Origin of the sequence: Streptococcus sp. ST14 (genome assembly GCF_046098195.1) — a bacterium.
In the GTDB taxonomy this organism is placed as follows: domain Bacteria; phylum Bacillota; class Bacilli; order Lactobacillales; family Streptococcaceae; genus Streptococcus.
Map to the genome: position 1 here is coordinate 1 of NZ_JBJUSF010000038.1, position 14,212 is coordinate 14,212.

Here is a 14,212-nt window from a genome sequence, read left to right on the forward strand (position 1 = left end):
GCGGGAAGTAGCTCAGCTTGGTAGAGTACTTGGTTTGGGACCAAGGTGTCGCAGGTTCGAATCCTGTCTTCCCGATTGATTACGAGGATACTTAAGGGTATCTTTTTTTATTTACTAAGGAGATTCTGAGAGTCTTCTTTTTTGTTTACGGAACAAATTTGTATAAACTGGCAGTGCTTAAGGAATGGTACTAGTCATATATTTTCTTTAATTATGGTAAAATAGTAAGAGAATAATGTGAGGAAAATGAATGTCAAGTAAGTTTGAAATTTTAATGAATCAACTAGGAATCTCTGAACAATTGAGACAGAATCCTGCTCTTGTTGATGCCAGAATTGAGCGTGTTGTGGTTCATAAAATTAGTAAGATTTGGGAATTTCATTTTGTATTTTCTAATATTTTACCGATTGAAATCTTTTTAGAGTTAAAGAAAGGGCTTGGTGAAGAATTTTCTAAGACAGGAAACCGAGCTGTTTTCGAAATCAAGGCTCTTTCTCAAGAATTCTCTAATGAACTCTTGCAGGCCTACTATAGAGAGGCTTTTTCTGAAGGTCCATGTGCAAGTCAGGGGTTTAAATCTCTTTACCAGAATTTAAACGTTCGTGCGGAGGGAAATCAACTCATTATTGAAGGTTCAGAGGCGATTGATAAGGAGCACTTTAAGAAGAATCATCTTCCTAATTTGGCAAAGCAACTCGAAAAGTTTGGTTTTCCAGCTTTTGTATGCCAAATAGAAAAGAATGATGCTCTTACACAAGAGCAGGAGAAAGCCTTCCATACGGAGAATGAACAGATTGTTCAAGCTGCCAATGAGGAAGCGCTCCGGGCTATGGAGCAACTGGAACAAATGGCTCCTCCTCCAGTAGAAGAGAAGCCAGCCTTTGATTTTCACGCTAAAAAGGCTGCGGCCAAGCCTAAACTAGATAAGGCTGAAGTCACCCAGATGATCGACGTGACGACTGAGGAAAATCGCCTGGTCTTTGAAGGGGTCGTTTTTGATGTGGAGCATAAGGTGACCAGAACTGGTCGCGTTTTGATCAACTTTAAAATGACAGACTACACTTCAAGTTTTTCAATGCAAAAATGGGTTAAGAATGAAGAAGAAGCTCAGAAGTTTGACATCATTAAGAAGAATTCTTGGCTCCGAGTTCGTGGGAATGTGGAGATGAATAACTTCACACGTGATTTGACCATGAACGTGCAGGATGTGCAGGAAGTTGTTCACTATGAGCGGAAGGATTTGATGCCAGAAGGTGAGCGTCGGGTTGAGTTTCATGCTCATACAAATATGTCGACTATGGATGCTCTACCAGAGGTAGAGGAGATCGTTGAGACAGCTGCTAAGTGGGGACACAAGGCGGTTGCCATCACGGACCATGGAAATGTTCAATCTTTCCCACACGGCTATAAGGCGGCCAAGAAAGCTGGAATCCAGCTGATCTATGGAATGGAAGCCAATATTGTGGAGGACCGTGTTCCAATCGTTTATAACGAAGTGGAGATGGACTTGTCAGAAGCGACCTACGTGGTCTTTGACGTTGAAACGACGGGACTTTCAGCTATCTATAATGACCTGATTCAGGTTGCGGCTTCTAAGATGTATAAGGGAAATGTTATTGCCGAATTTGATGAATTTATCAATCCCGGGCATCCCTTGTCAGCCTTTACTACTGAGTTAACAGGTATTACAGATGATCATGTTAAAAATGCCAAACCACTGGAACAAGTTTTACAAGAATTCCAAGAGTTTTGCAAGGATACAGTTTTAGTTGCTCACAATGCTACCTTTGACGTTGGCTTTATGAATGCCAACTATGAGCGTCATGGTTTGCCTAAGATTAGCCAGCCAGTTATCGATACGCTGGAGTTTGCTAGAAATCTCTATCCTGAGTATAAACGCCATGGTTTGGGACCTTTGACTAAGCGTTTTGGTGTAGCACTTGAACACCACCACATGGCTAATTACGATGCGGAAGCTACTGGTCGTCTACTTTTCATCTTTATCAAAGAAGTAGCAGAAAAACATGGTGTGACCGATCTGGCTAGACTCAATATTGATCTAATCAGTCCAGATTCTTATAAAAAAGCTCGGATTAAACATGCGACCATTTATGTCAAGAATCAAGTTGGTTTAAAAAATATTTTTAAGCTGGTTTCTTTGTCTAACACCAAGTATTTTGAAGGGGTGCCACGGATACCGAGAACGGTTCTAGACGCCCATCGGGAGGGCTTGATTTTGGGGTCGGCTTGCTCGGAAGGTGAAGTTTTTGACGCAGTCGTTTCCCAAGGTGTGGACGCGGCGGTTGAAGTGGCCAAGTATTATGACTTTATCGAGGTCATGCCACCAGCTATCTATGCTCCCTTGATTGCCAAGGAGCAGGTCAAGGATATGGAGGAACTCCAGACTATTATCAAGAGTTTGATAGAGGTTGGGGACCGTCTTGACAAGCCTGTTCTAGCTACGGGAAATGTCCACTATATTGAACCGGAAGAAGAGATTTACCGTGAAATTATTGTCCGTAGTTTGGGTCAGGGGGCTATGATTAACCGGACCATTGGTCACGGTGAACATGCCCAACCAGCACCGCTACCGAAGGCTCATTTTAGAACGACCAATGAAATGTTGGATGAATTTGCTTTCTTGGGAGAAGATTTAGCACGCAAATTAGTCATTGAAAACACCAATGCCTTGGCAGATATCTTTGAACCTGTTGAGGTTGTTAAGGGTGACTTGTACACGCCTTTCATCGACAAGGCGGAAGAAACTGTCGCCGAGCTGACCTATAAGAAAGCTTTTGAGATTTATGGCAATCCGCTGCCAGATATCGTTGATTTGCGGATTGAAAAAGAATTAACTTCCATTCTGGGGAATGGATTTGCCGTGATTTATCTGGCATCGCAGATGCTGGTGCAACGTTCCAACGAACGGGGCTACTTGGTGGGTTCTCGTGGATCTGTCGGTTCCAGTTTTGTTGCGACTATGATTGGGATTACGGAGGTTAACCCTCTCTCTCCTCACTATGTCTGTGGTCAGTGTCAGTATAGTGAGTTTATCACGGATGGTTCTTACGGTTCAGGGTTTGATATGCCCAATAAGGATTGTCCAAAGTGTGGTCACAAACTCAGCAAAAATGGACAGGATATTCCTTTCGAGACCTTCCTTGGTTTTGATGGGGACAAGGTTCCCGATATTGACTTGAACTTCTCGGGAGAAGACCAGCCTAGCGCCCATTTGGATGTGCGTGATATTTTTGGTGAGGAATATGCCTTCCGTGCAGGAACGGTTGGTACGGTAGCTGCTAAGACTGCCTATGGATTTGTAAAGGGCTATGAGAGAGACTATGGGAAGTTTTATCGTGATGCAGAGGTGGAACGTCTAGCCCAGGGAGCTGCTGGTGTCAAACGAACGACAGGACAACACCCGGGGGGGATCGTTGTTATTCCTAACTACATGGATGTTTACGACTTTACGCCTGTCCAGTATCCAGCAGATGACGTGACGGCTGAATGGCAGACCACTCACTTTAACTTCCACGATATCGATGAGAACGTCCTCAAACTCGATGTACTGGGACATGATGATCCGACCATGATTCGGAAACTTCAGGACTTGTCTGGTATTGACCCCAATGAAATTCCTATGGATGACGAAGGCGTGATGGCCCTCTTTTCTGGGACTGATGTGCTAGGTGTGACTCCTGAACAAATCGGAACGCCTACGGGCATGTTGGGGATTCCAGAGTTTGGAACAAATTTCGTACGTGGAATGGTAGACGAGACTCATCCGACGACTTTTGCAGAGTTGCTTCAGCTCTCAGGTCTATCCCATGGTACGGATGTCTGGTTGGGAAATGCTCAGGATTTAATCAAGCAAGGAATAGCAGACCTATCAACCGTTATCGGTTGTCGGGACGACATCATGGTCTACCTCATGCATGCTGGTCTCGAACCTAAGATGGCCTTTACCATTATGGAACGGGTACGTAAGGGTTTGTGGCTCAAGATTTCCGAAGAGGAACGCAATGGCTACATCGAAGCCATGAAGGCTAATAAGGTGCCAGAGTGGTATATCGAATCCTGTGGGAAAATTAAGTACATGTTCCCTAAGGCTCATGCGGCAGCCTACGTTATGATGGCCTTGCGTGTAGCTTACTTCAAGGTTCACCATCCCATTTATTACTACTGTGCTTACTTCTCCATCCGTGCTAAGGCTTTTGATATCAAGACCATGGGTGCGGGCTTGGATGCCATCAAACGCAGAATGGAAGAAATCGCTGAAAAACGGAAAAACAACGAGGCCTCTAATGTGGAAATCGATCTCTATACAACTCTTGAGATTGTCAATGAGATGTGGGAGCGTGGCTTCAGGTTTGGGAAGTTAGACCTCTACCGTAGTGATGCGACTGAATTCATCATTGACGGAGATACCCTCATTCCGCCATTTGTAGCAATGGATGGTCTGGGAGAGAACGTTGCCAAGCAGTTGGTACGAGCGCGTGAAGAGGGAGAATTTCTTTCTAAAACAGAATTACGCAAGCGTGGCGGACTTTCCTCAACCTTGGTTGAAAAGATGGATGAAATGGGCATTCTCGGCAATATGCCAGAGGATAACCAGTTGAGTTTGTTTGATGATTTGTTTTAAAAAATTGCTTATTTTGATCAAGTGGACAAAATATGTACACTTGATTTGTTATAATTCTCTTAAAAATAATAGAAAAGAGAGTATAATATGGTGAATCAAGAAATTTTAAATTCTAATGTGTCAATTGAAGAGGAAATTTATAATTTTGAAAAAGGCTTGAAAGATGATGGGAATGATTGGACCGGATTCCCACAAATAGACTTAAAAGAAGATTCTCAATGTATTTACATTTGCGGTATTTCAGAGACTGATAGATGGCATTTGTTTTATTATACGTTAACTAAAATAAAACCTGTTACTCCAATAGCATCACTTGCATATTATCGAGTGAGAGATAATTTGATTTTTTCTAAACATAGTCAATGGATGAAACTGCAAATGGGGTATACAGAGTATGATTTGATTTTTCTGGATGGAGTTCAATTTTTGGGAGAGGCTGATCAAAGGGTACAGGAATACTGGATGCAGCGATTCAAAGAGAGTAAGAAAAGAAACAAACTCTTCATTGTATATTCAGACTGCTTACCCGAAGACTTAAAAAATATGCCTGAATCCGTAGTTGAGTTCTTCGAATCTGGCATAGTGGTACAGTTGGAATCATCTAAGGGCTAGTTTATTTTGCTTTAATCGTTTTGAATATAAAGTGCTAGTTAGACTATAGAAGTGATAATAATGTACTAGAAATAGTATTGTTTGAATAATATGTAGAAGGACTGGAAATGAATGATCAAGAGAGACTGCTAACGATTTTTTTACGTTTACAGTTTGGGACTCCGTTAGGAAAAAAGCAACTGGCTCAGGAATTTGAGGTTAGTGAAAAGACGATACAGAGAGATTTTTCGCGACTCCGTGATATTTTATCTAGTCACACCAGTTATAGTGGAGATTTACTTTATAACCGTAAAACGAATAAGTATTGTTTAGCAAGTAAGTCAGTTTTTAATAAAAAGGATATTCTCGTTATTTCAAAGATTTTATTGGAAAATCGAGCACTGAATAGACCAGAAATTGCTAGCTTACTACATAATTTACTGGTCTTAGTTCCCCGTGATGATCGGAAAGAAATCGAGCAGATTATTGGAAGTGAAAAGCTGAACTATGCTCCCTTAACGGATCAACAAAATAGAATAGAGAAAATTTGGAATTTATCAGAAGCTATTTTGTATGAACAGGTTCTAGACATTATCTATCAAAAACCTTATTCTGAGTCTTCTAAGAGGCAGACTGTTTTGCCAGTCTCTCTTTATTATGATAGTCATTATTTCTATCTAGTTGTCTACCAGTTGAAACATGCTACTTATATTACTTTAAGAGTAGACCGTATCCAGTCATGGTCTCTTAGTGATATAGAGAAACCCTCTATTTCTTATCGAGATAAATTTAGAGATGGCGACATTCGTAACGAGAGAGTAGATGCTTTTATCGGGAAGAAAATCAGTATTGAAATCGAGTATTTGTACGATCCGACGATTGTGACGGATCAATTTCCAAATGCAAAAATAGTTGGGAAAAATGGCTACTGGACTCATTTTAAGTTTGAGAGTCAGCACACACCGGGGCTTAAACGCTGGTTGCTGGGGCAAGGGGAAGCAGTTACTGTTTTGTCTCCTCGGATTTTAGTAGAGGATATGAAGCAAACAGTTAAAGAAATGATAGATAAATATAGATGAGGATAAAATGACTATTCAATTTACTTCTAAAAAGGTTGGAGAACTATTGAAAGAAGAGAATTTGCGGATTCCTTCTTATCAAAGACCATATAAATGGAACAGAAAACATATCCGTAATCTTTTTTATGATTTACGAGATGCTATGGGAAAAAAGGAATATCAGATTGGTTCCGTTATCTTGCATGAAATCTTGCATGAAAAGGAAAAATACTTAGATATTGTCGATGGACAGCAACGGCTAATTTCTATTTCCTTGTTTCTTCATTTATTAGATGATTTAGAGAATTATAAGGGTGCTAATCAACTGCTGAGTGCTGAATTTGGAGAGCTATCTTGCTATCATGCGAGTGAAAATTATAATGAGTGGGAAAATTTGACTCAATTGGTTGGTGAAAATCAGGCAAAAGATATTTGCAATTTTTTATTGGAAAATTGTTCTGTCTCCGTGATTACTATGCCACAGGAACGATTATCTGAAGCCTTTCAGTTATTTGATTCTCAGAATAATCGTGGAAAATCTTTAGAACCTCATGATTTGCTCAAAGCCTACCATCTTCGCAAGTATGATTCAGAAGATGAAAAGATTGTCGAAAAGTGGGAGCAATTTGTAGAGGATAAAGAGTTAAGTCTCAAAGAGTTGTTTGATAAACATCTTTTCCGTATGAGACGTTGGTCGCGCGGAGAGACAGGATTAACAAACAAACGTTATGGATCTTATCTGCGTTTTACAGAGGATTTTATTGACGATTTTAAAGGCGTTGATTTGAATCAGAACTTTCCATATCTAGAATTGTATCGTCATATTGAAAAATTCCCTCTTTCAATTACTATGCCAATCATTGATGGAAGTACATTTTTTGAATATATTGAATCTGCTCATAAAACTATTAAAGATCATAAAGATTTTTTAAATGCAAAGTTAGGATTTTCTGATGAGCCTGAAGGGGAAGAAAAAAATCTTGCTTACCCAAAAGGTATGTTAAACATTTACAATAGCTCAAAAGGACGCTACCTCAAGTGTCACAATATATTCTTAAATATTTGCTCGCTTTTTGCAGAGAGATTTGGAAAAGATGAGCTATCAAAGGATATAGTAGAGACCTTGTTTATTTGGTCTTATTACCCTCGAGTTAAGTCTAAAGCAATATATGATGCAACTTTTGGAAACTATGCTGCTGGTGGAAGGTTTAGACAAAAAGAGGTTCAAAAACTATTTCAACTTTTAGCTCATGCTGTCACTCCGAATGATTTCATGATCAAGATAGATAGAGAGCTATTTGAAAATTATACTGTGGACAAGATTATAGAAGAGGAAAAAGGTAAATGGTAGAAACACATATAAGCTTATCAGTTAATCGTTTGTTAAATGAAGATATCTATGCTATTCCTCTTTATCAGAGAAATTTTGCCTGGACTTATGATGAGATTGAGCAGTTATTGAATGACGTAGCAGATGCTTTTCAAGAAAATAGAGACAATTACTACTATATTGGAACATTAGTCGTTAATAAAGAGAATGACATTTTCAAAATTATAGATGGGCAACAGCGAACAACAGCCCTTAATTTGATTGCCTTAGCTTTGAAGCATGAGTTTTGTTTTGATAGATTGAAATCTGTCAATCTTACTTTCCCAGCTAGGAAGAAGTCAAATGAGAACATTCAAAAGCTATTTACCAAGCAAAAAATTTCTGAGGACGATGAAAATGAGCTGACTAGAGGTTATAGACATGCTTATGACGCATTGAAAAAAATGCTAGAGGAGCGGCAATTTGAATCTGAATCTTTCTTTAATTATCTATTTGATAATGTCATTATTTTTCGTAGTATTCTTCCCAATGATTTAGATTTGAATTTATATTTCGAACGTTTCAACTCTCGAGGAGAACAACTAGAGGCTCATGAGATTCTTAAGGCACAAATGATGTCTAAATTTGGTGAAGATCAAGAAATGGCGCAAAAGTTTGCAAGAATCTGGGATGCCTGCGCAGAGTTTGATAAGCCGGTAATCAATGCATTTACAAAAAAAGCAAAGAACAAGCATCATGATGCAGAGAGAGAAAAAATATTTCCTTTGAATTGGATTAAAAGAAATAATTATCAGAATAGCTTTCTTTTAAATATCGATAAGTCCTTAAGTCAAATAGAAGTTCAATCAACTAATAAGAAATCTTTATTCTCTAGTATAGAAAATAAAGAATCTACAATAGTTAAAGTAATATCAGATACGAATGAAGTGGAAAAATACAGAACGATTATAAACTTTGAAACATTTTTATATTTCGTCTATTATATAACATTTGGAAATGTATCCCCTTCTGATATACAGCTAGATGACAAGAAATTATTAGAAACATTTGAAAATGTAATTAATGTTAATACAAACTTAGAGGATGTTACATTATTTATTAGGAATTTATTGAAATTAAAATTTATATTTGATAATTTGATCGTACGAATGTCTCAAGAGACTAATAATAGAAGACAAGAAAATGATTGGTTTCTGCAGAAAGTTTATCGGAATGATTATAATAACAAAACAGGAGGAGATTTATTTGTTCAATATTATTTTGATAAAAATTCTTTTGAAAAGTTTAATGATGATATTTTAATGCTCCAATCCATGTTTGCTGTGACCTTTACTGCCAATCGTGACAGTCGTTGGTTATATGAGATCTTGCAATTCTTGTTTAACCATATTGAAGAGTTAAATCAAGCAGAATTTGCTGGCTTGTTTAAGGATTTTCTTGAGAAAATGGCAGTGAGATATGCTAAAGAAAGTTTGTTTGACAAGGATAGAAATATCAAAAGATATGGTGCCATTCGTGTTTATGATTTCAATTTTATAGATTATGTTTTATGGAAAAATTGTTCGGATTTAAAAGGAAAGTATTCGAGCGTTGAATTTGAAGATTTTAAGTTTACATATCGTCGTTCCATAGAGCACTGGTTTCCACAACATCCAAATAGTGATGAAATAGTTGAAAAGATTGATGATAAATTTTTGCACTCCTTCGGGAATCTTTGTATCATTACAGATAGTCAGAATTCGAAGTTTGGAAATTTAGTTCCAAGTGCAAAATATAATCAATGGCAAGATATATTTTATCGTCAAAGTTTAAAATTACAGATAATGGCAGAGATAACTTCTAAAAAAGATTCTGGTTGGGGTCCGGAACAAATAACAGAACTGGAAAAAGAGATCTTGACTAGGGTAAATGATTTTATAGAAAGCAAGTCATCAGAGCAACGATAATCATCTATCCAAAGAGGCTAATGTATATCCAATAGATTTACATTAGCCTTCTTTTTTGTTAAAATAGTCTATAGAAAGAGGGTGAGAGTATGTCAAAGACGAGCATGAGTATCCGTTTGGATAGTGAGGTTAAGGAGCAGGCCCAACAGGTGTTTAATAACCTGGGAATGGATATGACAACAGCTATCAATATTTTCCTTCGTCAAGCTATTCAATATCAGGGTTTACCTTTCGATGTTAGACTAGACGAGAGTCGGAACTTGCTTGAGGTATTAACGGATTTAGACCAAAATCGTAATATGAGCCAATCCTTTGAATCAATCTCTGACTTGATGGAGGATTTGCGTGCTTAAGATTCGTTATCATAAACAGTTTAAAAAAGATTTTAAGTTGGCTATGAAGCGTGGTTTGAAGGTAGAATTATTAGAAGAAGTTTTAAATTTTCTTGTTCAAGAAAAAGAACTTCCTGCTAGATATCGTGATCATCAATTGACGGCATCCAAGCATTTTCAAGGAGTTCGTGAATGCCATATCCAGCCAGATTGGCTTTTGGTTTATAAAGTAGACAAGGAAGAATTGATTTTAAATTTGCTGAGGACAGGCAGTCATAGTGATTTGTTTTAATAAATTTTAAGGTGGTTCTCATGAAACTAAGAATTTTTGCGGAAGATAAGCCGGCTGAGAAGGTATTTGAATATCAATTAGAACTTGCTGACCAGACAATCCTTCTATCAACAGCACTCTTGTCAGGTGCTATTGCTTTAGCAGGATTATTCTCTGCTTTGAAAGAAAAATAAAAATAGAAAAGAGAAAACAACATGGTTTTACCAAATTTTAAAGAAAATCTAGAAAAATATGCGAAATTATTGGTTGCGAACGGAATTAATGTGCAACCTGGTCACACTTTGGCTCTCTCTATCGATGTGGAGCAACGTGAGTTGGCTCACTTAATTGTCAAAGAAGCTTATGCCTTGGGTGCGCATGAGGTCATCGTTCAGTGGACAGATGATGTCATTAACCGTGAGAAATTCCTCCATGCGCCGATGGAGCGTCTGGACAATGTACCAGAATACAAGATTGCTGAGATGAACTATCTCTTGGAGAACAAAGCTAGCCGTCTTGGGGTTCGTTCATCTGATCCAGGTGCCTTGAACGGAGTGGATGCTGATAAGCTTTCAGCTTCTGCTAAAGCTATGGGACTTGCTATGAAGCCAATGCGCATCGCAACGCAATCCAACAAGGTTAGCTGGACTGTAGCAGCTGCTGCTGGACTTGAGTGGGCTAAGAAAGTCTTTCCAAATGCTGCGAGCGACGAAGAAGCAGTCGATCTCCTTTGGGACCAAATTTTCAAAACTTGCCGTGTCTATGAAGAAGATCCTGTTAAGGCTTGGGAAGAGCATGCAGCTATCCTTAAGAGTAAGGCAGATATGCTTAATAAAGAACAATTTTCAGCCCTTCACTACACAGCGCCAGGGACAGATTTAACACTTGGTTTGCCGAAGAACCACGTTTGGGAATCAGCTGGGGTTATCAATGCACAGGGCGAAGGATTCTTGCCAAATATGCCGACAGAGGAAGTCTTCACAGCGCCTGACTTCCGTCGCGCAGATGGTTATGTCACTTCTACAAAACCGCTTAGCTATAATGGAAATATCATCGAAGGTATTAAGGTAACCTTTAAGGATGGACAAATCGTTGACATCACTGCTGAGAAGGGCGATCAAGTCATGAAAGACCTTGTCTTTGAAAATGCGGGTGCGCGTGCCTTAGGTGAATGTGCCTTGGTACCAGATCCAAGCCCAATTTCTCAGTCAGGTATTACCTTCTTTAACACCCTTTTCGATGAAAATGCGTCAAATCACTTGGCTATCGGTGCAGCCTATGCAACTAGCGTTGTTGGTGGAGCGGAGATGAGCGAAGAGGAGCTTGAAGCTGCGGGGCTTAACCGTTCAGATGTTCACGTAGACTTTATGATTGGTTCTAACCAAATGGATATCGATGGTATCCGTGAGGATGGGACACGTGTACCACTCTTCCGTAACGGAGATTGGGCAAATTAAGGAGATAATATGTTAGGAAGCATGTTCGTTGGTCTCCTAGTGGGATTTTTAGCAGGTACTCTGACCAATCGTGGAGAACGCATGGGATGTTTTGGAAAAATGTTTCTCGGATGGATTGGTGCCTTTATAGGACAATTACTATTTGGTTCATGGGGGCCAAACCTAAACGGTACAGCCATTATCCCATCAGTTCTAGGAGCCATGATTGTCTTAGCGATTTTCTGGAGACGAGGAAGTTAGTTTCTTGAAAAATTAGAAAAAAGGAGGTTGGTCACTTGGGCCAGCCTCCTTTTGAGTATGATATAATAGTTCTATGAGATTAGATAAATTTTTAGTTGCCTGCGCTGTGGGAAGTCGGACAGAGGTCAAAAACTTGCTCAAGGCTGGACGCGTGACGGTCAATGGCAAGAAAGAAAAATCAGCTAAACTTCAGATTGACGAAGAAAGAGACCAAATTCGTTTTGACGGTCAAGTGCTAGAGTACGAGGAGTTTGTTTACTACATGATGAACAAGCCCCAAGGAGTCATTTCGGCGACTGAGGATAACAAGCATAGAACGGTTCTAGACTTGCTGGATGATTTGGCTCGAAGCAAGGAAGTCTTTCCAGTGGGGCGCTTGGATATTGATACCCATGGCCTTTTGCTTTTGACCAATGATGGTCAGCTGGCTCATGCCCTTCTTTCACCCAAACGTCATGTGGATAAAACTTACTTGGCTCAAGTCAAGGGGATTATGAGCCAAGAAGATGTGGAAACATTTTCCAAGGGCATTCCGCTTAAGGATTTTACTTGCCAGCCAGCTAAGCTGGAAATTGTGTCTATTGATGCAGAAAAGAATCAAAGTTTGGTTCGGGTGACCATAGCAGAAGGGAAGTTTCATCAGGTTAAACGCATGGTAGCCTACTGTGGTAAGGAAGTCGTGGACTTGCAACGTTTGACGATGGGAACACTGATTTTAGACGAGAACCTGAAAAGGGGTGAGTGGCGTCGCCTGACCAAGGAGGAGTTAGAGAATCTCCTTGCTAGTATTGCTTAGTTTGGATTATGTTAGAAAAGGTGGGGGAGAATGTCCCTGTCTTTTTCATTTTTCAGTTGCTTCCTTTATGAAAAGAGTTATAATAGACAGTAGAATAAAAGGAGGAATCTATGAACGCGATTCAAGAATCATTTACAGATAAACTATTTGCTAACTATGAAGCAAATGTCAAATACCAAGCGATCGAAAATGCTGCCAGCCACAATGGAATTTTTGCAGCTCTAGAACGTCGCCAAAGTCATGTAGACAATGCACCTGTTTTCTCATTGGATTTGACCAAGGACAAGGTTACTAACCAGAAAGCGTCTGGTCGTTGCTGGATGTTTGCAGCTCTCAACACCTTCCGTCACAAACTCATTTCTCAATATAAATTGGAAAACTTTGAATTGTCACAAGCCCACACTTTCTTCTGGGACAAGTACGAGAAATCCAACTGGTTCTTGGAGCAAGTCATTGCGACTGCAGATCAAGAATTGACGAGCCGTAAGGTTAGCTTCCTACTCCAAACTCCACAACAAGACGGTGGACAGTGGGATATGGTCGTGGCCCTCTTTGAAAAATATGGTGTCGTTCCTAAGTCAGTTTACCCTGAGTCTGTTTCATCTAGTAATAGCCGTGAGCTCAATGCAATTCTTAACAAATTGCTTCGCCAAGATGCCCAAATCTTGCGTGACTTGCTCGCTTCTGGTGCTGACCAAGCGACTGTTCAAGCTAAGAAAGAAGACCTCTTGCAAGAGATCTTTAACTTCCTTGCTATGTCACTAGGTCTTCCACCGCGTAAATTTGACTTTGCTTATCGCGATAAGGATGATAACTACCAAAGCGAAAAGGGTATCACGCCACAAGAGTTTTACAAGAAATATGTCAATCTTCCTCTAGAAGACTACGTTTCTGTTATCAATGCTCCAACTGCTGACAAGCCTTACGGCAAATCTTACACAGTTGAGATGTTGGGAAATGTGGTTGGTAGCCGTGCAGTTCGCTACATCAACGTTCCTATGGAGCGCTTGAAAGAATTGGCGATTGCCCAAATGCAGACAGGAGAAACTGTTTGGTTTGGTTCAGATGTCGGCCAGCTCAGCAACCGCAAAGCCGGGATCCTTGCGACAGATGTTTATGACTTTGAATCAAGTATGGATATTCAACTGACTCAAGACAAGGCTGGACGTTTGGACTACAGCGAAAGCTTGATGACCCACGCTATGGTCTTGACAGGTGTTGATTTGGATGAAAATGGCAAGTCAACTAAGTGGAAGGTTGAAAACTCATGGGGAGACAAGGTCGGTACAGATGGTTACTTCGTCGCCTCAGACGCTTGGATGGATGAATACACCTATCAAATCGTTGTCCGTAAGGAATTGCTGACAGCAGAAGAACAAGCTGCTTATGAAGCAGAACCAATCGTACTTGCACCATGGGATCCAATGGGAGCCTTGGCAGAATAAAGCATAAAGAAAAGAGGTTAGGGAAATTGTACTGCACCCCAAAAGTTAGACAGAAAAAATCTAACTTTTGGGGTGTTTTATTATGAAATTGAGTTATGATGATA

Annotated in this window: 12 protein-coding genes and 1 tRNA gene; all 13 read left to right on the forward strand. The window is 39.7% G+C overall.

Annotated elements, in window-relative coordinates:
• Position 1: 1 nt before the first annotated feature.
• Positions 2-75, forward strand: a tRNA-Pro gene (locus ACIY19_RS10125).
• Between the two features lie 175 nt (positions 76-250).
• A complete protein-coding gene (locus tag ACIY19_RS10130; protein WP_409003331.1) occupies positions 251-4,642 on the forward strand; it encodes a PolC-type DNA polymerase III in 4,392 nt (1,463 codons plus the stop codon).
• An 87-nt stretch (positions 4,643-4,729) separates the two neighbouring features.
• A complete protein-coding gene (locus ACIY19_RS10135; protein ID WP_261018703.1) occupies positions 4,730-5,254 on the forward strand; it encodes a DnaA ATPase domain-containing protein in 525 nt (174 codons plus the stop codon).
• 107 nt (positions 5,255-5,361) lie between these two features.
• On the forward strand, positions 5,362-6,312 hold the full coding sequence (locus ACIY19_RS10140) for a YafY family protein (RefSeq protein WP_084367323.1): 951 nt from the start codon (positions 5,362-5,364) through the stop codon (positions 6,310-6,312).
• A 7-nt stretch (positions 6,313-6,319) separates the two neighbouring features.
• Positions 6,320-7,642 carry a DUF262 domain-containing protein gene (locus ACIY19_RS10145; protein WP_084949896.1) on the forward strand — a complete coding sequence of 441 codons (1,323 nt, stop codon included), beginning with the start codon at positions 6,320-6,322 and terminating at the stop codon, positions 7,640-7,642.
• Positions 7,636-9,567 carry a DUF262 domain-containing protein gene (locus ACIY19_RS10150; protein ID WP_153192758.1) on the forward strand — a complete coding sequence of 644 codons (1,932 nt, stop codon included), beginning with the start codon at positions 7,636-7,638 and terminating at the stop codon, positions 9,565-9,567. The genes ACIY19_RS10145 and ACIY19_RS10150 overlap by 7 nt, the downstream gene beginning before the upstream one ends.
• An 89-nt stretch (positions 9,568-9,656) precedes the next feature.
• Positions 9,657-9,920: a type II toxin-antitoxin system RelB/DinJ family antitoxin gene (locus ACIY19_RS10155; RefSeq protein ID WP_153192760.1), complete on the forward strand. Its 264-nt coding sequence runs from the start codon at positions 9,657-9,659 to the stop codon at positions 9,918-9,920.
• Complete coding sequence (locus ACIY19_RS10160; protein ID WP_261025629.1) at positions 9,913-10,191, forward strand: type II toxin-antitoxin system YafQ family toxin; 279 nt, start codon at positions 9,913-9,915, stop codon at positions 10,189-10,191. Before ACIY19_RS10155 ends, ACIY19_RS10160 begins: the two co-directional genes overlap by 8 nt.
• 20 nt (positions 10,192-10,211) lie before the next feature.
• Positions 10,212-10,364, forward strand: coding sequence for a hypothetical protein (locus ACIY19_RS10165; protein WP_000776626.1), 153 nt, complete (start codon positions 10,212-10,214; stop codon positions 10,362-10,364).
• A gap of 21 nt (positions 10,365-10,385) precedes the next feature.
• Positions 10,386-11,627: an aminopeptidase gene (locus ACIY19_RS10170; RefSeq protein WP_261040157.1), complete on the forward strand. Its 1,242-nt coding sequence runs from the start codon at positions 10,386-10,388 to the stop codon at positions 11,625-11,627.
• A gap of 9 nt (positions 11,628-11,636) precedes the next feature.
• The gene (locus ACIY19_RS10175) at positions 11,637-11,867 is read left to right on the forward strand and encodes a GlsB/YeaQ/YmgE family stress response membrane protein (protein WP_409003332.1); all 231 of its coding nucleotides are present in this window, start codon (positions 11,637-11,639) and stop codon (positions 11,865-11,867) included.
• A gap of 73 nt (positions 11,868-11,940) precedes the next feature.
• A complete protein-coding gene (locus ACIY19_RS10180; protein WP_409003333.1) occupies positions 11,941-12,663 on the forward strand; it encodes a pseudouridine synthase in 723 nt (240 codons plus the stop codon).
• Positions 12,664-12,773: 110 nt separating this feature from the next.
• The gene (gene pepC, locus ACIY19_RS10185; protein ID WP_409003334.1) at positions 12,774-14,108 is read left to right on the forward strand and encodes an aminopeptidase C; all 1,335 of its coding nucleotides are present in this window, start codon (positions 12,774-12,776) and stop codon (positions 14,106-14,108) included.
• The last annotated feature ends 104 nt before the right edge of the window (positions 14,109-14,212 follow it).

Bases quoted from the DNA above. Each gene is read 5' to 3' on its own strand.
- ACIY19_RS10130 (WP_409003331.1), top strand. From the start codon at position 251: ATGTCAAGTAAGTTTGAAATTTTAATGAATCAACTAGGAATCTCTGAA.
- ACIY19_RS10150 (WP_153192758.1), top strand. From the start codon at position 7,636: ATGGTAGAAACACATATAAGCTTATCAGTTAATCGTTTGTTAAATGAA.
- ACIY19_RS10145 (WP_084949896.1), top strand. From the start codon at position 6,320: ATGACTATTCAATTTACTTCTAAAAAGGTTGGAGAACTATTGAAAGAA.
- ACIY19_RS10155 (WP_153192760.1), top strand. From the start codon at position 9,657: ATGTCAAAGACGAGCATGAGTATCCGTTTGGATAGTGAGGTTAAGGAG.
- ACIY19_RS10135 (WP_261018703.1), top strand. From the start codon at position 4,730: ATGGTGAATCAAGAAATTTTAAATTCTAATGTGTCAATTGAAGAGGAA.
- ACIY19_RS10175 (WP_409003332.1), top strand. From the start codon at position 11,637: ATGTTAGGAAGCATGTTCGTTGGTCTCCTAGTGGGATTTTTAGCAGGT.
- ACIY19_RS10165 (WP_000776626.1), top strand. From the start codon at position 10,212: ATGAAACTAAGAATTTTTGCGGAAGATAAGCCGGCTGAGAAGGTATTT.
- ACIY19_RS10140 (WP_084367323.1), top strand. From the start codon at position 5,362: ATGAATGATCAAGAGAGACTGCTAACGATTTTTTTACGTTTACAGTTT.
- ACIY19_RS10170 (WP_261040157.1), top strand. From the start codon at position 10,386: ATGGTTTTACCAAATTTTAAAGAAAATCTAGAAAAATATGCGAAATTA.
- pepC (WP_409003334.1), top strand. From the start codon at position 12,774: ATGAACGCGATTCAAGAATCATTTACAGATAAACTATTTGCTAACTAT.
- ACIY19_RS10180 (WP_409003333.1), top strand. From the start codon at position 11,941: ATGAGATTAGATAAATTTTTAGTTGCCTGCGCTGTGGGAAGTCGGACA.